Below are 19,424 nucleotides of genomic sequence, written 5' to 3' on the forward strand. Positions count from 1 at the left end.
GAAATATGGCAGGAACGATAACGGGTATTGGCGGTAGACAACAGATTTGGAACCTTGGAAATAACATGATCGATACTTCTAATTTCGTTGAATTAGAAATGAATGCGCTGGATATGAGAAAAACGCCGTATACAAATGAAAAGAATAGCCTTTCACAAGATAAACTTTTATATACAAGTTTAAAATCAGAATTTAGTTCTTTCACGCAAACATTTAAAAATTTAGCGGCTTTTAAAGGAAATGAGAAAAAGGTAACAACATCACAAGACGGTTATATTAATGTAAAAGCTGATGGCGGTGCGATTGCTGGAACTTTTAATATGACGATTACACAGCTTGCGCAGCGTCATCAAATAGCTTCTGATGATATTGGAAATATAGATGCAAAGCTTAATAGAGATGAAACATTAAAACTAGGTGGTAAAGAATTAAAAGTAACATCTGATATGACATATAAAGATTTAATTAATAAAATTAATGATGGAGATTATGGTGTATCAGCTTATACGCTTGGAAATAAAATTTTTATGTCTTCGAAGAAAGAAGGAACAGAAGGAGAAATTGATTTTAAGGACAACACATCTAAATTCTTTCAAGATATAGGATTAGCTAATACGGACGGTACAGCGCGCAATATAATAAATAAAGCGCAAAATGCTGAGTATACGATTAATGGTATTAAAGGCGATAGCTCTACCAATACAATTGAAGCCCTTCCTGGTGTGAAAATTGAATTATTAAAAGTAACTGAGCAAACAGTAGAAGAAAAGCCGGTAGAAAAACCCGATGGAGAAAAGACAGAGGTTGATCCAAAGACAACAGAGGCGAAAGCAAAAGGTATAGAACTGAAATTTACAGTAAGTGACTCAAACGTAACGGATGCATCAAATGTTATTAAAAAGATGGTTGCGGATTATAATAAAGCTGTTTCTACAATAGATATATTTGCTGGGAAAGGCGGGGCTTTCCAAGGTCAAGCTATTATGCAAAGTGTACGCCAAGCGATGAATAACGTCGTAACATTTTCTCAAGATGGTAATTACTTATTCTCATTTGGTATTCAATTAAAGCAAGATGGAACGATGGAAGTTAATGACGAAGTATTAACGAAAGCGTTAAAAGAGAAGCCGGATGCAGCGAAGCAATTTTTCTTTAGTTCTAACGGATTAGGAAAAATGATGGAAGAACCACTTGAGAAATTATTTGGTGATAAAGGTGTAGTTGGAGAACGAGTAAAAAGCATTGATTCACGTGTAAGTGATTTAGATAAAAAGATAAAAGATATTGAAGCACAAAACTTGCAAAAGCAAGATGAAATTGTGAAGAAGTATCAAAAGCTAGAAAGTACACTAGCTGAGCTTGATAGCCAACTAAAAACAATTAAAGCAATGACAAAACAAAAAAGTGATGATTAATGATAGTTGAGGAAGTGATCGTATGCAAGCATGGCAACGTTATATGCAAAATGATATTATGACGAGTAATCCAATTAAAAATACAATTTTTATTTATGAAAGATGTATTGTAGAGTTTCGTAATTTAGAAGAACTGTTACATACTTTTAAACTACAAGAAGGAGATGCACTTCTTGAAAAGTTAGAACGTATTTTTGAAGAATTAAAGCTTCAATTAAATCCTGAAATTACGAAAGATTTATATGATAGTTTATATGGTTTATACGATTGGATTAGCATTCAAATTCAAACAATGAAAGTAACGCGTGAAGCAAAAGACATGGATGCGATTGTGAAAGTGTTACAAGATTTAATAGACGGTTACCGCGGAGCACTTGAAAATGAACAATGATATTTATCGGACGTTTGTCGGCTGTTTTAATGAAATCGGTGAATTGCAAGTGTCAGATGGAGAGTTTGCTGAGAAGAGTGAGATGTTAAATCGTTGGATGATGACATTGGATGAAGAAACGCGCGCACAAGTTGCAGCAGAAGTAAGCCCATTCATTATTAAGGCGGCGCAGCATATTCGAGATAAGCAAAAGATTTTGGAAGAAATGATTATGACAAATGATGGGCGCATGAAAGCTAATTCATTTTACGGTAAATATTAATAGTAAAGTGTGGAAACGGATCCCCCTTTTTAAAAGGGGATCCATTCCTTCGTGTAAATAAAGAATTCCGCTGGTTGAGGTTTCATTTTATGGCTGTAAAAAAAACAGGAGTAATCTAAATAATATAAAAATAAGATTCAGCTAGTCGTAAATATATTGAAATGTTATATAGATTACTACGCTTATACAGTTTTTTTATATTCTTTTTATATTTTTGTATTTTTCTAAAGACAACAATGTAAAAATGGAATAAAATATGTAAGGGTACATAATAGTTAATATTTTAATAAATACATATAAGAAATTAAATAATGAAGTGAAACTTCCATCAGCGGATCATATGTTCAAAATGGTAAGTTAAAAAGGAAGGGTGTGGAGTATGCCAGATTTAGTGACTGATGTAAGCCATTATATGAATTATTTAGTGACGAAACGAAATACGGTTTCTAGTAATATTGCAAATGCGAATACACCTGGCTATAAAGCACAAGATGTTACATTTGCTGAGCAAATGAATAAGAGTAGTGCATTATATAAAAGCAATGCTGCGGATTTAAAAAGCAATCCAGATTTATATCAAACGAATGAAATGCACTTACCGACAGTAAATATGAAAAATACATATGCAAAGATTCAAACGAAGTCAATGCAAACGAATAAAGACGGAAATAGTGTGGATGTAACGACAGAAATGCTAGATTTAATGAAAGCAAACCAATTATATGGCGTTTCAATTAATGCGATTAATACACAATATGCAATTAACCAAGCAGCACGCGGACGTTAATAGTAGAAGGAGAGACAACGATGTTTCAGGCAATTAATGCAAGTGGATCAGGGCTAACGACAGCGAGAAAGTGGATGGAAGTTACTTCAAATAATATTGTAAATGCAAATACAACAGCAGCTCCGGGGGCAGATTTGTATGAGCGCCGTAGTGTAGTGCTTGAATCAAATAATAGTTTTGCGAATATGTTAGACGGGACACCAACTAACGGGGTGAAAATAAAGAGTATTGAAGCAGACAAAACTGAAAACTTAGTGTATGATCCGACGCATCCGCATGCAAATGAAGAAGGATATGTACGTTATCCGAATGTTGATGTGACTGCTGAAATGACGAATGTAATGGTTGCTCAAAAAATGTACGAAGCAAATACAAGTGTATTAAATGCGAATAAAAAAATGCTTGATAAAGATTTAGAAATCGGCCGAGGATAAAGGGGGAATAAGCGAAGATGAAAATCCAACCAATGTTACATACACAGCCATTTGGCGCGATTCAGTCAATTGGTGCACCGAAAACTTCAGAAACACCTGTAGTCGAGGGAAAGAAGTTTATCGATTTATTGGAAGATATGAATCAAACACAAAACAATGCGCAAACAGCAGTATATGATTTACTAACAAAAGGGGTAGGAGAAACACATGACGTTTTAATTCAGCAAAAGAAAGCTGAGTCTCAAATGAAAACGGCTGCTCTTGTACGTGATAATCTTATTGAAAATTATAAGTCACTAATTAATATGCAAATTTAGGAAAATGGACGGGTGTGTTTAAATGGAAAAGTTAAAAAATGTTTTCCAATCGTTAAAAACGTGGCATAAGTTAGTCATTGGTGCTGCGCTTTTAGCAATTGTAACAGGAGCACTTTTATACTTCACCTTGCCAGATAAATATGTTGTTGTATATCAAAATTTAAATGATGCAGACAAGCAAGAGATTACAGCAGAATTATCGAAGCTAGGTGTCGATTACCAATTAGCAGCCGATGGTTCGATTCGTGTGCAAAAGAATGATGCTCCATGGGTTCGAAAAGAAATGAATGGAATGGGATTACCGTTTAATTCAAAAAGCGGTGAGGAAATTTTATTAGAAAGCTCGCTCGGTTCAAGTGAGCAAGATAAAAAAATGAAGCAAATTGTCGGTACGAAAAAGCAACTAGAGCAAGATATTGTAAGAAACTTTGCTGCAATAGAAACGGCAAATGTTCAAATTACATTACCTGAAAAAGAGACGATTTTTGATGAAGAGAAAGCAAAAGGAACAGCAGCGATTACGGTTGGCGTGAAACGTGGTCAACTATTAACAGCTGATCAAGTTGCGGGTATACAGCAAATGATTAGTGCAGCAGTTCCTGGTGTAAAAGCAGAAGAAGTAAGTGTTATTGATAGCAAAAAAGGTGTTATCTCAAAAGGAGCAGATGAAGCACATTCTAGTAGTTCCTCTTCTTATGAGAAAGAAGTAGAGATGCAACATCAAATTGAAGGTAAATTAAAGCAAGACATCGATGCAACGTTAATGACGATGTTTAAGCCGAATGAATATAAAGTGAATACGAAAGTATCTGTAAACTACGATGAAGTTACACGTCAGTCTGAAAAATATGGTGATAAAGGTGTACTTCGTAGTAAACAAGAGCAAGAGGAAAGCTCTACTGCGCAAGAAGGAGCAGATACGAAGCAAGGTGCTGGTATTACAGCAAATGGCGAAGTGCCAAACTACGGTACGAACAATAATCAAAATGGAAAAATTGTCTACGATAATAAAAATGGCAACAAAATCGAAAACTATGAAATAGATAAAACAGTTGAAACGATTAAGAAACATCCAGAATTAACGAAAACAAATGTTGTTGTATGGGTAGATAATGATACGTTAGTAAAACGCAGAATTGATATGACAACTTTCAAAGAAGCAATTGGTACAGCAGCTGGACTTCAAGCTGATCCAAATGGCAATTTTACAAATGGTCAAGTTAATGTTGTAACTGTTCAGTTTGATCAACCGAAAGAAGAGAAGCCGAAAGAGCCAGAAGAAAGTGGTATGAATTGGTGGTTAATCGGTGGAATTACAGGTGGCTTATTAGCGCTTGTTGGACTAATATGGTTCTTCTTAGCACGACGTAAGAGAAAGAAAGAAGAAGAGGAATATGAAGAATACTTAGCAGAAGAGGAAGTTGCTGCAAGTAGTGAAAGTATTATGGAAATTCCTGAAGAGAAAATAGTACCAGAGCCAAAAGCAAAACCTGAACCAGAAGAACCGAAAGAACCGACGTTAGATGAACAAGTGCAGGATGCTACGAAAGAACATGTAGAAGGTACTGCAAAAGTAATTAAAAAATGGTTAAACGGACAGTAAGGGAGGAACAACGATGTTAGATGAAATCTCCTCCAAAGAAAAAGCTGCCATCCTCATTCGTACATTAAATGAAGAGGTGGCAGCAAAAGTCATTGAATATATGACGGCTGAGGAAAAAGAAGTGTTACTGCGTGAAATCGCGAAGTTTCGTGTATATAAACCAGAAACGTTAGAGAATGTACTAGGGGAGTTCTTATATGAACTTAATGTAAAAGAATTGAACTTAGTCACTCCAGATAAAGAGTACATTCGTCGCATATTTAAAAATATGCCAGAAGAGGATCTGGAAAAATTATTGGAAGACCTTTGGTATAACAAAGATAATCCATTTGAATTCTTAAATTCACTTACAGATTTAGAGCCACTTCTTACAGTGCTTAATGATGAATCGCCACAAACAATTGCAATTATCGCTTCTTACATTAAACCGCAGCTTGCTTCTCAGTTAATTGAGAGATTGCCAGATCATAAGCGAGTAGAAACGGTAATGGGTATTGCGAAACTAGAACAAGTTGACGGTGAATTAATTAATCAAATTGGTGAGTTATTAAAAGCGAAATTAAATAATATGGCATTTAGTGCAATTAATAAAACAGATGGCTTGAAAACAATTGTGAACATTTTAAATAACGTTTCACGAGGCGTTGAAAAAACAGTCTTTCAAAAGCTGGATGAAGTTGATTATGCATTATCTGAGAAAATTAAAGAAAATATGTTTGTCTTTGAAGACTTACTTGGTCTTGAAGATCTTGCGCTTCGCCGTGTACTAGAGGAAATTACAGATAACGGTGTCATTGCAAAAGCGCTTAAAATTGCAAAAGAAGAAATTAAAGAGAAATTATTTACATGTATGTCTACAAACCGTAAAGAGATGATTCTGGAAGAATTAGATGGCTTAGGGCCACTTAAGATGACGGATGCTGAGAAAGCACAGCAAACAATTACAGGTACGGTGAAAAAGCTAGAGAAAGAAGGAAGAATTATCGTTCAAAGAGGTGAAGATGATGTCCTTATTTAAAAACAGAATTCCGAAGAATTCTGTTTCTTTTTCTGAAGAAACGTATGAATTACAATTTCCAAAACCAATACCAGTTCACGTAGAAGAAGAAATACAAGTGGACCATGAAGAGCTTCTTGCACAGCAACAATCATTGCATGTTGAACTGAATCAACTAAGGCAAGAACAGCAAATGTTAGAACGAGAGCGCCAGCAATTATTACATGATCAAGAACAATTTCAAATGCACGTTCAGCAGCAGATGAAAGAGATAGAATCGGCACATATGCAGTTTCAAAAAGAGCAACAAGAAACAGCATACGAATGGACGGAATTGTTATGGGATCAATCTTTTCAACTAGCAGAAAAAATTGTGAATCAAGCAGTTGATGCGCGATTGCTTGATGTGCTACCTATTTTAACTGGTATCGTTCAAACATTGCCTACTTCGTTTGAAAAATTAGTCATTACCGTACATCCTGAAACATTTGAACGTATTCAAGAAGAGAAGGAAAATACGAAAGAGTATTGGTTACTACAATTAGTAGAATGGAAATACGATTTCTCCTTACAGTTCGGTGAATTTGTTCTGGAAGAAGAGAAAGAGTTCTTTGAATTTAAATTTGCACCTATATTTGCGAAACTTCGCCAGAAATGGGAAGAAGAGAAGTTATTTGAGGAGCAAAATGTATGAATCGACTGTTAATGAATGAAAACCAAAAATGGAATACGTTTATTGAAACGCCGTTTTTTACGAAAGTCGGTAAAGTTCATAGTGTGCAAGAGCAGTTTTTCGTAGCGAAAGGGCCAAAGGCGAAAATTGGTGATGTTTGTCTCGTTGGAGAACATAGCGTTTTATGTGAAGTAATTGCGATTGAAAAAGAAAACAATATGTTACTCCCATTTGAACAGACAGAAAAAGTATGTTACGGAGATTCAGTTACATTAATTGCTGAAGATGTTGTTATTCCTCGTGGTAATCATTTACTCGGAAAAGTGTTAAGTGCAAATGGCGAAGTGCTAAATGAAAACGCTGAAAACATTCCATTGCAAAAAATAAAGTTAGATGCTCCGCCTATTCATGCATTTGAACGGGAAGAGATTACTGATGTATTTGAAACGGGAATTAAATCCATTGATTCTATGCTAACAATTGGTATCGGTCAAAAGATTGGTATTTTCGCTGGATCAGGTGTTGGTAAATCTACTTTACTCGGAATGATTGCTAAAAATGCAAAAGCTGATATAAATGTTATTAGTTTAGTAGGAGAACGTGGCCGGGAAGTAAAAGACTTTATTCGAAAAGAATTAGGCGAGGAAGGCATGAAGAAAAGCGTCGTTGTCGTAGCGACGTCAGATGAAAGTCATCTTATGCAACTTCGTGCAGCTAAGCTTGCAACATCTATCGCGGAACATTTCCGAGACCAGGGCAATAACGTACTACTTATGATGGACTCTGTTACTCGTTTTGCTGATGCACGTAGAAGTGTTGATATTGCCGTTAAAGAGTTACCGATTGGCGGTAAAACACTCTTAATGGAAAGTTATATGAAGAAGCTGTTAGAGCGATCTGGGAAAACGCAAAAGGGATCTATAACAGGTATTTATACCGTACTTGTTGATGGAGACGATTTAAACGGTCCTGTACCAGATTTAGCACGTGGTATTTTAGATGGACATATTGTATTAAAACGTGAGCTTGCAACGCTTAGTCATTACCCTGCTATTTCAGTGCTAGATTCAGTAAGTAGGATTATGGAAGAAATCGTTTCGCCAACCCATTGGCAACTTGCAAATGAAATGAGAAAAATTTTATCTATTTATAAAGAAAATGAATTATATTTCAAATTAGGAACGATTCAAGAAAATGAAGAAAATGCTTATGTTTTTGAATGTAAAAATAAAGTAGAAGGTATAAATTCATTTTTAAAACAAGGTCGATCAGATCGTTTCCAATTTGATGATATTGTTCAAGCAGTGCACCATATAGTATAAGACCTCGCGCCCTGCAGGTCTTATTTTTTTGTTTTTTAATATTTCACAGATTTTTTTGGAAAAAAACTATATAATAGAAAAAGAGAGCGTTATAATAGGAAGGGGCTATGAAAACAGGTGGATAAGCAGCAGTACGATACGATAAAATTGCAAATAAATCAAGAAAAAGAACAGATCTTGAAAGAAGTGTATGAATTAACAGCTGAAAAAAGAAAAATAGAACGAAAAAAAGAAAATGATTTATATGTTGTGAAATCGCGTAGTAAAGTCGTACAAACTGGGCAACGTATTATGGCTGGTATGCTTTCCTCACATACGTTTTCACCTGAAAGAATAGAAGAATGGAATCGGAAAATTAAAAAAACAGAAGATTTTATTCAAAAAAATGAAAGCCTTTTAGAACAAGTAAAAGAAAAAGAACGTGTCATTGATGAGATGTATCAAGAAGAGTGTAAAAAACTTGCAAAAGTAAGAGAAAAGCAGGAAGAAAAAATGCTTCTTGATTTAAAAATGTGTATGAATGGATGAGGTGAATGTAGTGATACAGTCTGTATTACCGGTGCAACAAAGTTTACCTCCGCAAAAAGAAAAAGGGCTAGAAGTACAATCTAAAAGTGAAGATTCTTCATTCGATCGTACGATGAGAATGGAAAATAAAAAGCAGCCGCAAACGGAGAAAACAAAGCGAGAAGATGCACCAGAAGATAGAAAAGAACATATTCTTTCTAAAAAATCGGCAACGAAAGAAGAGCCTAATGTAAAGAAAGAAGAAAAAAAAGAGACAGAACAGTTGTTATTAGCTGTATCTGAGCAAATGGTTGCAATTGAGCAATTACGTGTGCAGCCAGAATTGTTATATCAATACATACAAAAAATACAAGAGCTATATAAAGAATATGGAAATATAAAACTTAACGAATTACCCGCAGGTGAATTACAACAGTTACAAGAGCTCCTTTCAAATATGAATATCAAAAATGCTATATGTTTAGAAGATACAATGCAAATGGCATTAGATAAAGTGAAGATGCCAGAACAAATGATGCAAGTATTGAAAGTTGTAGAAACAGAGACTTGTAATATTGCAAAGAAACAAGAAGAGTCCAAAGACTTAGATTTAGATCTTCCGAAAGCTGAGGGCAATGATGTAAAGATAGAGTTGCCAGAAGGTGATGTATTAAACGATTCGAATTCTGCGGGTGCGGAGTTATTAAATAAAGCGACGAGTACCGATTCAATAGGAAAATCCAATAGTGGCGCTGAGAAAGTTTCATTGCCTGACTTAGGGAAGAAAATGGAAGCACAAGTAGAAGCACTGCAAAAGTTTGTAGTGAAACAAGAACGTGTTTTATTTCAGTTAAATCCAGAAAAGCTCGGTACATTAACAGTGTTTATGAAAAAACATGGAGATCAAATTGATGTTCACGTAGAAATGGAAAAACACGATGCGAAAAAACGTGTTGAAATCATTTTTGATGAATTAAGACTGAAGTTAAAAGAAAAAGAAATCAATATTCAAATTAGCTATTCAGATAAAGATGAAAATCGTAAAGAGCAGCGAGAACAAGAGCAAAGGCAAAAGCAACAATTAGCAAGTACGAAACATGAGAAACAAGAATCAAAAGAATTTGCGGGATTATTGGAGGAATAAAGCGTGCCAACAGTTGGATTAAATACAACGAGTACAAATCATATTCCGTTGCAAGCAGGAGCACAGAATAGGAACGCATCTGTTAACGGTGCACAACCGGCAGTAGGGCAAACGAATGGAGTAGCAGCAGGAGAACAAAAGACGCCTGGTGTAATGGGGAAAGATGATTTCCTAAAATTGTTTTTAGCGAGTTTCCAACATCAAGATCCATTTAATGCGATGGATATGAATCAAATGATGAACCAAACAGCGCAATTATCTCTTATGGAACAAGTACAGAATATGACAAAAGCAGTAGACTCTTTAAAAACGACAATGTATTCGACAGCGCTTGATGGTGGAATGAAGTTTTTAGGGAAGTATGTAAGAGGTGTTGATGGTGATGGTAAAAAAGTCACTGGTCAAGTAGAGACAGTTCGCCTCGCAGAAAATAATGAGGTACAGCTCGTTATTGATAATAAAGTTGTATCCCTTCGTTTCGTTGAGAGAGTGTCCGATAAACCAATTGGAGAAACAAATCCAGAAGATGCGAAGAAAGACGAGAAAAAAGTAACAGAAGAAGTAAAAACTACAAATTCATAAGGAGTGTCCATACGTCATGATTAAAGCGTTATATACAAGTATTACAGGAATGAATGCAACACAAAATGCATTAAGTGTAACTTCAAATAATATTGCGAATGCACAAACAGTAGGGTATAAAAAACAAAAAGCTATGTTTGATGATTTACTATATAACAACTCAATTGGTTCAAAAGGTGACAATAAATACGCTGGAACGAATCCGAAAAGTATCGGTAACGGTGTGAAAATGAGCGGTACAGTTACAGACTATAGCGACGGAACAATTACGTTAACTGGTGGTAAAACACAAGCGGCAATGGAAGGTAATGGTTTCTTCGTAGTAGGTGATTCAGCAGGCGGAAATATGGAATTTACTCGTAAAGGTACGTTTGGAATATCTTCAAATTACTATATTACGAACACAGAAGGTCAATACGTATTTGCATACCCCGCAAATGCAGCAACAGGTGAAGTTGATTTATCTGGTATTCCAGGACCATTACAAATCCCGATGGGAACTGCAATTGGTGGTATTCAAACAACGAAGGGTACAATTAAAGGGAATATCCCGGTGAATGAAAGTAAAATTACGCAAGATTTACCATTTTATGATGATGCCGGTAATACATGGACGATGCGTGTAGAATTTACGAAAACGAGTGAACACGAGTATACATATAAAGTTCAAAGACGTAATGACTCGGCAAAAGATCCAAAGTTTGAAGAGGTTACAGGAGCAGGGTCAACAGGTACTTTGAAATTTGATAATGTTGGAAATCCAGATCCGGTACAACAAGGAGCAAATATCCCGTTTAACGGCGGAACGATAAATTTAGATTTTAGTAATTTAACAAATCATCCGACAGATAAAACATTATCAGTAACAGATGTAGACGGTAGAGCAGCAGCAACTGTTAAAGATTGCTTTATTGCTGACGGTGGATACGTAATGGTAAAATACTCTGATGGAAGTATGAAGTCAGCTGGTCAATTAGCTGTTGCGATGTTCCCAAACGAAAGCGGACTAATGAAAACTGGTAATGGTAACTATACAGCGACGAATACAACAGGTATTTTAGCACTTGGCGCATCTGGTCAAAACGGCGCAGGTAAAGTACGCGGTGGTGCACAAGAAGGTGCAAACGTAGATTTATCTGTAGAATTCGTTGACTTAATGTTATACCAACGCGGATTCCAAGGAAATGCGAAAGTAATTAAAGTGTCAGATGAAGTATTAAATGAAGTTGTAAACTTAATTCGATAATATATAATAAAGAAAAATTGTAATGTAGTAGAAAGGGTTTTTATTCGTATGACAAGACAAGAGCGAATTTTACAATTGCCTTTTTTCGAAAATAAACGTGAACTTGCCGAGCAAGTGTTAAAAATGGAACGAGAAGAGCATGTATATTTACCAGATCAATTTGAAATTAAGCAAGTGCCTCCCTATTCATTTGGTGAAAAACAAGCAATCATTGGCCGTATTCACGAATTTTATTTCGTAAGTGTTGGTAGCGAAGGCGAGTGGAAGTATCAACTGTTTAAAGATGAGATGAAGTGCCGTGAGTTTTTCGTTACGTTGCCGGATATTGCGGATCAGCAGATAGCGTTTTGGTTCAATAACATCGAGTTACTGAAAAGATCTTAAAAAAGATTTTAAAAGCCCTTTTTTAGGTTTTGAGAGAGGACCTGGCGGTGTTTTGGAGCGGTCAGTGCTTAGTAGGTGCACGACCGTTGTGTAAGACCAGAGATATGGAGAGTTGCTAGGTTAGTTGAAGAAGAGGTAAGTGAAGTGTAGTTGCAAAATGGATCTATGGAAGGTTACTGGGATGGTTCATCGTTTTATGGCAGACCAGTGCCTTTTGGATCGTTTGTGATGATAGATTTTTATAAGAGGAGAGGTGAGGAGGATGGCGCAGAATAAGTATCGCGTTACATTCATTTCGCCCAGTGAGGTTGAGCAGCGGACTGTAATGTCGGCGAGTAGTTTGCCAGATTTAATTCGTAAAGTAGAGAGTATAATTGCTGATCCGAACGGTTATTTTGTAAATGATAAAAAAAATAATTGCTATTTTAAAGTGATTAAAGAAAATGTTACGTTTATTCAATATGAGTTACTATTTTCAGATAAAGAGATTCATATTGAAAAATTAAAACATATAGCACCCGCAGTATTAAAACGATTATTTGAAAAAATAAATGATCCGGAACTATATGCGCTTGCGTTACTGGATGTTGATATAGCAACGAAAGAATATGTGCTAGCAGAAATGAATACAGAATTAAGAATAAGAGTAGAAACAGAGCTTTCAAAAAAATGGGAAGCAATGCCAACAGAAATTGTAGGAGCACAAGAAGTGTTATTAGAGGCACTTGCTTCGTTTATACAAGAGTAATTGCTTTTCTAAATAAAGAAATGAATCATTCGACTATCTATATTTTTCATATAGGTAGTTGACTTTTTCGTTTTAATAAAGCTTAATAATTAGATATACGGAAATAATGAAAGGGGAGCGACACCTTTATGTCACAAGCACAAAGTATTTTATTAGAAAGCGGAACAAATGAATTAGAGATTGTTACATATACTGTTGGTGAAAACCTATTTAGTATTAACGTAATGAAAGTACGTGAAATCATTAATCCATTCCCTGTTACAACTGTGCCAGAATCTCATCATGCAGTTGAAGGTGTTGTTCAAGTACGCGGTGAAATTTTACCTGTTATTAACTTAGCGACAGCTCTTAATTTAAAATCGACAAAGCCACTTGATCAAACGAAATTTATCATTTCAGAATTAAATCAAATGAAAGTTATTTTCCGTGTGGATGAAGTACATCGTATTCAACGTATTTCTTGGGAACAAATCGATGAACCAGCTTCATTGTCTATGGGATTAGAAGAAACGACATCTGGTATTGTAAAACTAGATGGAAAAATCATCTTACTATTAGATTATGAAAAAATTGTATGCGAAATTAGCGGTACTGGTTATGACAATAAATCACTTGCAGGGTTAGAACAGAAAACAGATCGAGCTGAAAAAGTTATTTATATTGCGGAAGATTCAGCAATGCTTCGTCAAATATTAGAAGAAACATTATCATCAGCTGGATATACAAAAATGAATTTCTTTAGCAATGGTGCAGAAGCGTTAGCACAAATTGAAAAGCTAGCGAAAGAGCAAGGGGAAAAAATGTTTGAACATATTCACTTGCTCATTACAGATATTGAAATGCCGAAAATGGATGGACACCATTTAACGAAAGTAATTAAAGATGGTGAAGTAACGAATCGTTTACCAATCGTTATTTTCTCTTCCTTAATTACAAATGAATTATTCCATAAAGGCGAAGCGGTAGGAGCGAATGCGCAAGTAAGTAAGCCAGATATTCAAGAATTAATTGGTTTAGTAGATAAGTTAGTGTTGTAAAAGATTTTTAAAAGCGCTTTTTTTGATTGAATAGAAGCTCTAGCCATGTGTGGTGGCGGTTAGTGCCTAATAGAGCTCTATGCGATGTGAGACCAGAGATATGGAGCGGTTTTAGGCAAATGGGATAAGTGGGACACTGAGATAGTTGTAGAAGAGTACGTGTACGATCTGCTTCTAATGGAAGCTCTAGCTATGCGTGGTGGCGGTCAGTGCTTAATAGAGGCCCATGCGATGTGAGACCAGAGATATAGAGTAGTTTTAGGTAAATAGAAGAAGTGAGGCTTCGATTGAGGGTTTGCAGACTCTAATTACAACTCTATTCTTTTAGTGGAGAAAAGGGAACTAGCCATGTGTAGTATTGGTTAGTTCCTTTTTCTTATTCTATACGCTGTACAGGCAAAAACATAAAAGGTTTCTGGAGTGTTTGTAGCTGTATGTATAGTCCTTATTTGGGGGTTTTCAAGTGGTGTAATGAATAAGTGATAGGCTTTTCTTATTTGAAAATATAAGAAAACGTAGCTTTGGATTATTTTAGTAATTTTTCGTGGTAACGCAAATTTTTTCGGTGAAATTACATTCTAAATACCATATAATATAATTAAAAGTAGTTAATATGCAATTATACATATTAATGAAAAAATCTTTTTCTATTTCTATATTTTCTATACGTTTTTGTATGTTTATTATTTGACAGACAATTTCGAAATGTTATAATATGGATATGTAAAAATTGCTATTTTCTGAGAAGACATGGGAGTCAGATGAGAATTGTGAAAGGATGAGGGGGAGTGGCACAGATTATGTATCACCACACAGCAATCAATGTATTAAGTCTCTTACAAAACATGTCAAATAATAAAATGAACGATACGCAACTAGAAGCGGAATTAAAAAAAATAGAAAAACAATTCCAAGTAAAGTATGAAGAACTAGTTGATTTACATAATAGAATGGTATTATTTCAAATAGATATAGAAAAACATGGCGGGATGCGAGTATATGAAAAGTCAGCGATTACATGGCTGAAGTCTGAACTAGAGTTACTATATGAAGTGTATCAATTTTGCCAACGTCACGGTTTAAACATTATTAATATTTCAAAGTATGTTAGTAAAAACGAACTAAATCTTTTTTCGAAAACAGAAAGTCAGTTACAAAATACGTATTACAAATTAAAAAAACATGAAATACCGTTTGAAAATATTGAAAAACAAAAACCTGGACGAAAACGAAAATATACACCTGTAAAAGAAACAATCGTTGAAATGAAAAAAGAAAACAAACAAGAATTAAGAAATGAAGTTCCAAATACAGAGACCGAAAAAAATCTTGTAACAGTTATATCTGGTATTGTTGATAATTTTGAAACAATTAGCCAGTGTAGTGAAAGAAAAGAGCGTGAACTACATCAGTTCATGGAAGGAATCTATAAGCTTTCTAGCATGGCTGCAGAGCGTTCAAAGGATGAAAAGAACGCACGTGGACTCGAAGGCGAATTGCATGTATTACGGGATGAAAATGAAAGGCTAAAGCGAGAAAAGGAAGAACTTGTTCATGATATAAAAGAAATGACGCATCATTTAATTCATTTCATTACGAGCTCTGATATCGATCAAATTCGCACATTACCTTTCTTCGTAAAAGAATGTAAACAAGATTTGCATAAATTAGGGTTATATAACGCACAAGACGGTAAAATGAAAATTATGGTTGATCGTAGTGGACAGGTTATGACTGTAACGCAGTAATAAAATTTGGGTACAAAATAAAAGGGAGATACATAGTTTATATGTATCTCCCTTTTATTTTGTATGGAATCGTTTCAAAGAAGAAAGATAATTTTTTAAGATTGTAGTAACTTAGAAACCATTTGCGGTATTTGATTTGCTTGTGAAACCATACTAAGTGCAACTTCAGTTACCAATTTAAACTTTAAAAAATCACTCATCTCTTGCGCCATATCCGCATCTTCAATTCGAGAGGCAGCATCTGTTAACGTTGTACTTTGACTATTTAAATTTTCGATATTAAATTGCAGACGGTTGATCATAGCGCCAAGATCAGCACGGTGAAGTGATACATTTTGTAAAGCTTCTTCAATTTTACGAATCGCAGCTTTTGCTTCTTGTTCTGTTGAAATGTTGATGTCATGTTGTGTAGGGGAAGGGGGAATATGTTTCGTTACATTTACTGTATGACCAATATCATCTAACGTAACAGTCCGGTTTTGACCGTTAAATACGGATAAATCATTAAACTCAGTCATCTCATCAATATAGCCAATTTGTTCTGCTAGAGATTGAAACTCTTTATTTAGTGAATCACGGTTTTTATTTGAATTTGTACCATTTGCAGATTGAACAGCTACATCACGCATACGTTGCAAAACATTCGTCACAGTTTGAAGTGCAGCTTCCGCAGTACGAAGCATCGATATGGCATCCTCATTATTTCGAATCGCCACGCGCATACCACCTGCTCTCGCATGCATACGAGTCACAATCGCAATATTAGCAGGATTATCAGAAGCGTTATTTAACTTCTTACCAGTCGCCAAATGCTCCATCGCAACATTCATACGTTTTTCATTCTCATATAGCGATTGCCTAGCATTTATACTCAAAACATTCGTACCAATACGCATAATAGACACTCCTTATAGATTGATATAGTTAGTGTTCTAAACCTAATAAACGGCTATGAAAAGATTAAAAGGCTTATGCTCATTTTTTGTTTGTGTTTTAACATAAGAGGGGATCAAGATAAGCACTGACCGTATCTATGCATTGCGGATTCTCTCTTCTACATAAAAAAAGAAAGCTTTTTCGGATAATCTATCTATATAGAAAAAATAAACCTCTCCGCAAGCAGAGAGGTTTATTCATGAAACTAACTCAAATGGATTATTGTAATAATTTAGAAACCATTTGTGGAGTTTGGTTTGCTTGAGAAAGCATGCTGATTCCAGCTTCGTTCAAGATTTTGAACTTAGTCATTTCAGACATTTCTTTCGCCATGTCAGCGTCTTCGATTTGAGAAGCAGCTGAAGCCATGCTAGATGCTTGGCTCTTAAGGTTGTTTACGTTAAAGTCTAGACGGTTTAATGTAGCACCTAGAGTTGCGCGATTGTCGGCGATTGTTTTAAGAGCAGCATCAATTGCTTTGATAGCTTGTAAAGGATTAGATGCGCTATCGTTAGAATCTGTAGTTAAAACAGGTAATTTACCAGCAGCAAGTCCTGTGAAAGCACCTGAAATTGAATCACCTTTTTTAGCAGCATCAACACCATCAAACGCATCAAATTTACCTTGAACTAAAGCTCTAGCATCTGATTTCATATAATCTTTGATTTTATCGAACTCAGCTTGTGCAGCAGCGACATCTTTTGCATTTGAGTCTGCACCCAGAGATTTGATAGCTGTTTCAGCCGCTTCATATACATCCTTAGAAAGTTTCGCCATTTGAGGGGCAGATTTAGTATTAAACGCTTGTTGGATAGCTGTAGCTGCGCTATCTTTAGCACCACCAGCAGCATTTGCATAAGCCTCGAATGCTTCATCTAAAGCCTTTACATCACCACTAGATAGTGAACCTTTAATTTGATTGTAAGCATCTTTGGCAGCAGCAACGGCCTTTTCATCTTTATTTGCAGTCAGATTGTTAAATGCAGCAGTAGCTTTATCTAATGTTGCTTCAGTAATTTTGTCAGAACCAATGTTTAGAGTATCAATTCCTAATGCAGATGTAGATACATTTCCTAGTTTGATACCGATTTGTCTTGAGCCGTCTTCAGAGTCAAGAGTTTGGATGTTAATTGTGTCATTAGAACCATCTAATAAGTTTTTGTCGTTAAATTGTGTGTTGTTAGCAATATAATCAATTTGTTTTTGTAATTCACCAAATTCTTTTTGTAATGCAACTTGGTTCTTCGTTGTGTTAGTACCGTTAGCTGATTGGTTAGCAATGTCACGCATACGAAGTAAGATGTTAGATACTGAGTTCATTGCTGAGTCAGCTGTACGGATTACTGCCATACCGTCTTGAGTGTTATTAGCAGCAACTCCTAATCCGCTTTCACGTGCACGCATACGAGTTGCGATTGCAAGACCTGCTGCATCGTCAGAAGCGTTGTTGATACGTTTACCGCTTGATAAACGGTCCATAGCGTTACTCATTTTAGCTTGGTTTTGGCGCATGTATTCTTGCGTACGCATGCTATTAATGTTTGTATTAATTCTCATGTAAAAGAACCCCCATTTTTTTATATTGACTTTTCTGCAAATTGAAAAACGGTAATATGCGAAAAAATCGATTTCGAACTTATTGTAAGCCTTGCTATAATGGGTGTCAACTGAAAATTTGAATTAATAAATATAAAAAAATAACAGTTTAACAATTTAGTCGTTTTTTTATTACAATATAATTGCAAAGGATTATTGCAAACTTTACGAAAAAACTCTAATATTAGATTATCTTTGTTTACCGAAAAGGTGATATTATGTTAGTTGGAAATATAGTAAAAGAAGTGCTTGCATATAAGAAAGGACAAATTCAGCAAAAGCTAAGTAGTCCACAAGCATTCGTTAGTAGTCGTTTTCAAGAGAAGTTGCAGAGTGAACCTGCGAAGGAGACGAAGGGTACTACGCAACCGGTAAATGTAGAGGATATGAGTCAGCCGGTACAATCTACGAAAATAGAAACGGTCGTAAATAAAACGGAACAATCTATTAATAAAGTAGAGGAAGCGAGTAAGCCTGAAGAAAAAGCTGAAACGAAGAACGTAGATGAAGTGCAAGTTGCACAAAAAGAGTTTGAACGACGTTTCCCAGAAACGAAAAATGAGGCTGTTGATACGTGGGGATTAACGAAGAAGTATAATATTCAAAAAATACGTTCTTCAAATGAAGGGAAGTATGAGGATATTATTGATCGTGTGAGCCGTTCCTACGGAATTCCGAAAACGTTAATTCAAAAAATGATTGAAGTAGAGTCTAATTTTAATCCGAAAACGGTGTCGCATGCAGGAGCAATGGGACTTATGCAGCTTATGCCGGCGAATGTGAAAGAGATGGGGATAAAAAATCCGTTTTCACCAGCTGAAAGTATTGAAGGCGGCGTGAAAGAGTTAAGCGGTTATTTAAAGAAAAATAACGGTGACTTAGTATTGGCGCTTGCTTCTTATAATGCTGGTCCTGGTAATGTGAGAAAGTACGGAGGCGTACCTCCATTTAAAGAAACGCAAGGATATATTAAAAAAATATTAAATATCGACGTTTCAAAATAAGAAGTTTCATATATAGAGAGAAAATGAAATTTTCGTGAACATGATATGGGAGTTGGCTAGTTTGAAATTACAAGATGATATTCCGTTAACAATTTATTTTGAAATCGGAAATACGAAAAAGAAAATTGAAGATCTGCTTCATATTACGAAAGGTACATTGTATCGTCTTGAAAATTCAACGAAAAATACGGTGCGTCTTATGCTTGAGAATGAAGAGATTGGAACCGGAAAGATTTTGACGAAGAATGGAAAGATGTACGTTGAAATCGTTGAATTGAAAAGGTAGGGAAG

Annotated in this window: 22 protein-coding genes; 20 read left to right on the forward strand and 2 right to left on the reverse strand. The window is 35.4% G+C overall.

Annotated elements, in window-relative coordinates; all coding sequences use genetic code 11:
- The first annotated feature begins 5 nt into the window (after positions 1–5).
- The 18 genes from JDS82_RS04605 (at position 6) to JDS82_RS04690 (ending at position 15,597) form a co-directional block, all read left to right on the forward strand.
- Positions 6–1,415 carry a flagellar hook-associated protein 2 gene (locus JDS82_RS04605; RefSeq protein ID WP_064473677.1) on the forward strand — a complete coding sequence of 470 codons (1,410 nt, stop codon included), beginning with the start codon at positions 6–8 and terminating at the stop codon, positions 1,413–1,415.
- Positions 1,416–1,437: 22 nt separating this feature from the next.
- Positions 1,438–1,806 carry a flagellar export chaperone FliS gene (locus JDS82_RS04610; RefSeq protein ID WP_001149518.1) on the forward strand — a complete coding sequence of 123 codons (369 nt, stop codon included), beginning with the start codon at positions 1,438–1,440 and terminating at the stop codon, positions 1,804–1,806.
- A complete protein-coding gene (locus JDS82_RS04615; RefSeq protein WP_001058081.1) occupies positions 1,796–2,068 on the forward strand; it encodes a hypothetical protein in 273 nt (90 codons plus the stop codon). Before JDS82_RS04610 ends, JDS82_RS04615 begins: the two co-directional genes overlap by 11 nt.
- Positions 2,069–2,447: 379 nt before the next feature.
- The gene (flgB, locus tag JDS82_RS04620; protein ID WP_001113119.1) at positions 2,448–2,855 is read left to right on the forward strand and encodes a flagellar basal body rod protein FlgB; all 408 of its coding nucleotides are present in this window, start codon (positions 2,448–2,450) and stop codon (positions 2,853–2,855) included.
- 20 nt (positions 2,856–2,875) lie between these two features.
- Positions 2,876–3,289, forward strand: coding sequence for a flagellar basal body rod protein FlgC (gene flgC, locus JDS82_RS04625; protein WP_000484674.1), 414 nt, complete (start codon positions 2,876–2,878; stop codon positions 3,287–3,289).
- A 17-nt stretch (positions 3,290–3,306) separates the two neighbouring features.
- Entirely contained in the window at positions 3,307–3,606 is a 300-nt protein-coding gene (fliE, locus tag JDS82_RS04630; protein WP_063263686.1) for a flagellar hook-basal body complex protein FliE, read from the forward strand.
- A 22-nt stretch (positions 3,607–3,628) separates the two neighbouring features.
- Positions 3,629–5,209 carry a flagellar M-ring protein FliF C-terminal domain-containing protein gene (locus JDS82_RS04635; protein ID WP_000413177.1) on the forward strand — a complete coding sequence of 527 codons (1,581 nt, stop codon included), beginning with the start codon at positions 3,629–3,631 and terminating at the stop codon, positions 5,207–5,209.
- Between the two features lie 13 nt (positions 5,210–5,222).
- Positions 5,223–6,227 carry a flagellar motor switch protein FliG gene (locus tag JDS82_RS04640; protein WP_000883371.1) on the forward strand — a complete coding sequence of 335 codons (1,005 nt, stop codon included), beginning with the start codon at positions 5,223–5,225 and terminating at the stop codon, positions 6,225–6,227.
- Positions 6,214–6,900, forward strand: a complete 687-nt coding sequence (locus JDS82_RS04645; RefSeq protein ID WP_000051717.1) for a FliH/SctL family protein — start codon at positions 6,214–6,216, stop codon at positions 6,898–6,900. The genes JDS82_RS04640 and JDS82_RS04645 overlap by 14 nt, the downstream gene beginning before the upstream one ends.
- Complete coding sequence (locus tag JDS82_RS04650) at positions 6,897–8,201, forward strand: flagellar protein export ATPase FliI (RefSeq protein WP_001080942.1); 1,305 nt, start codon at positions 6,897–6,899, stop codon at positions 8,199–8,201. Before JDS82_RS04645 ends, JDS82_RS04650 begins: the two co-directional genes overlap by 4 nt.
- Before the next feature lie 117 nt (positions 8,202–8,318).
- The gene (locus tag JDS82_RS04655; protein ID WP_199712767.1) at positions 8,319–8,729 is read left to right on the forward strand and encodes a cytoplasmic protein; all 411 of its coding nucleotides are present in this window, start codon (positions 8,319–8,321) and stop codon (positions 8,727–8,729) included.
- Between the two features lie 10 nt (positions 8,730–8,739).
- Positions 8,740–9,852, forward strand: coding sequence for a flagellar hook-length control protein FliK (locus tag JDS82_RS04660; protein WP_199712768.1), 1,113 nt, complete (start codon positions 8,740–8,742; stop codon positions 9,850–9,852).
- Positions 9,853–9,855: 3 nt separating this feature from the next.
- The gene (locus JDS82_RS04665) at positions 9,856–10,434 is read left to right on the forward strand and encodes a flagellar hook assembly protein FlgD (protein WP_001143472.1); all 579 of its coding nucleotides are present in this window, start codon (positions 9,856–9,858) and stop codon (positions 10,432–10,434) included.
- 16 nt (positions 10,435–10,450) lie between these two features.
- Complete coding sequence (locus JDS82_RS04670; protein WP_199712769.1) at positions 10,451–11,680, forward strand: flagellar hook protein FlgE; 1,230 nt, start codon at positions 10,451–10,453, stop codon at positions 11,678–11,680.
- 48 nt (positions 11,681–11,728) lie between these two features.
- Positions 11,729–12,064, forward strand: coding sequence for a DUF3964 family protein (locus tag JDS82_RS04675; RefSeq protein WP_000198181.1), 336 nt, complete (start codon positions 11,729–11,731; stop codon positions 12,062–12,064).
- Between the two features lie 262 nt (positions 12,065–12,326).
- Complete coding sequence (locus JDS82_RS04680; protein WP_000068327.1) at positions 12,327–12,812, forward strand: hypothetical protein; 486 nt, start codon at positions 12,327–12,329, stop codon at positions 12,810–12,812.
- A gap of 128 nt (positions 12,813–12,940) precedes the next feature.
- Complete coding sequence (locus JDS82_RS04685; protein ID WP_000075948.1) at positions 12,941–13,849, forward strand: chemotaxis protein; 909 nt, start codon at positions 12,941–12,943, stop codon at positions 13,847–13,849.
- Between the two features lie 800 nt (positions 13,850–14,649).
- Positions 14,650–15,597 carry a DNA-binding domain-containing protein gene (locus tag JDS82_RS04690; RefSeq protein ID WP_199712851.1) on the forward strand — a complete coding sequence of 316 codons (948 nt, stop codon included), beginning with the start codon at positions 14,650–14,652 and terminating at the stop codon, positions 15,595–15,597.
- A gap of 95 nt (positions 15,598–15,692) precedes the next feature.
- Here the strand turns inward: JDS82_RS04690 and JDS82_RS04695 are convergent, their stop codons facing one another.
- Positions 15,693–16,493 carry a flagellin N-terminal helical domain-containing protein gene (locus JDS82_RS04695; protein WP_199712770.1) on the reverse strand — a complete coding sequence of 267 codons (801 nt, stop codon included), beginning with the start codon at positions 16,491–16,493 and terminating at the stop codon, positions 15,693–15,695.
- A 259-nt stretch (positions 16,494–16,752) separates the two neighbouring features.
- Entirely contained in the window at positions 16,753–18,090 is a 1,338-nt protein-coding gene (locus JDS82_RS04700) for a flagellin N-terminal helical domain-containing protein (protein WP_199712771.1), read from the reverse strand.
- A gap of 257 nt (positions 18,091–18,347) precedes the next feature.
- On the opposite strand from JDS82_RS04700, the gene JDS82_RS04705 reads away from it, so the two are divergent.
- Both JDS82_RS04705 and JDS82_RS04710 read left to right on the forward strand, forming a co-directional pair.
- Positions 18,348–19,133, forward strand: coding sequence for a lytic transglycosylase domain-containing protein (locus JDS82_RS04705; protein ID WP_064473667.1), 786 nt, complete (start codon positions 18,348–18,350; stop codon positions 19,131–19,133).
- Between the two features lie 61 nt (positions 19,134–19,194).
- Complete coding sequence (locus JDS82_RS04710) at positions 19,195–19,419, forward strand: flagellar motor switch protein FliN (protein ID WP_000775712.1); 225 nt, start codon at positions 19,195–19,197, stop codon at positions 19,417–19,419.
- Positions 19,420–19,424 lie beyond the last annotated feature (5 nt).

The organism is Bacillus cereus group sp. N14, assembly GCF_016483555.1.
Lineage (GTDB): Bacteria > Bacillota > Bacilli > Bacillales > Bacillaceae_G > Bacillus_A > Bacillus_A wiedmannii.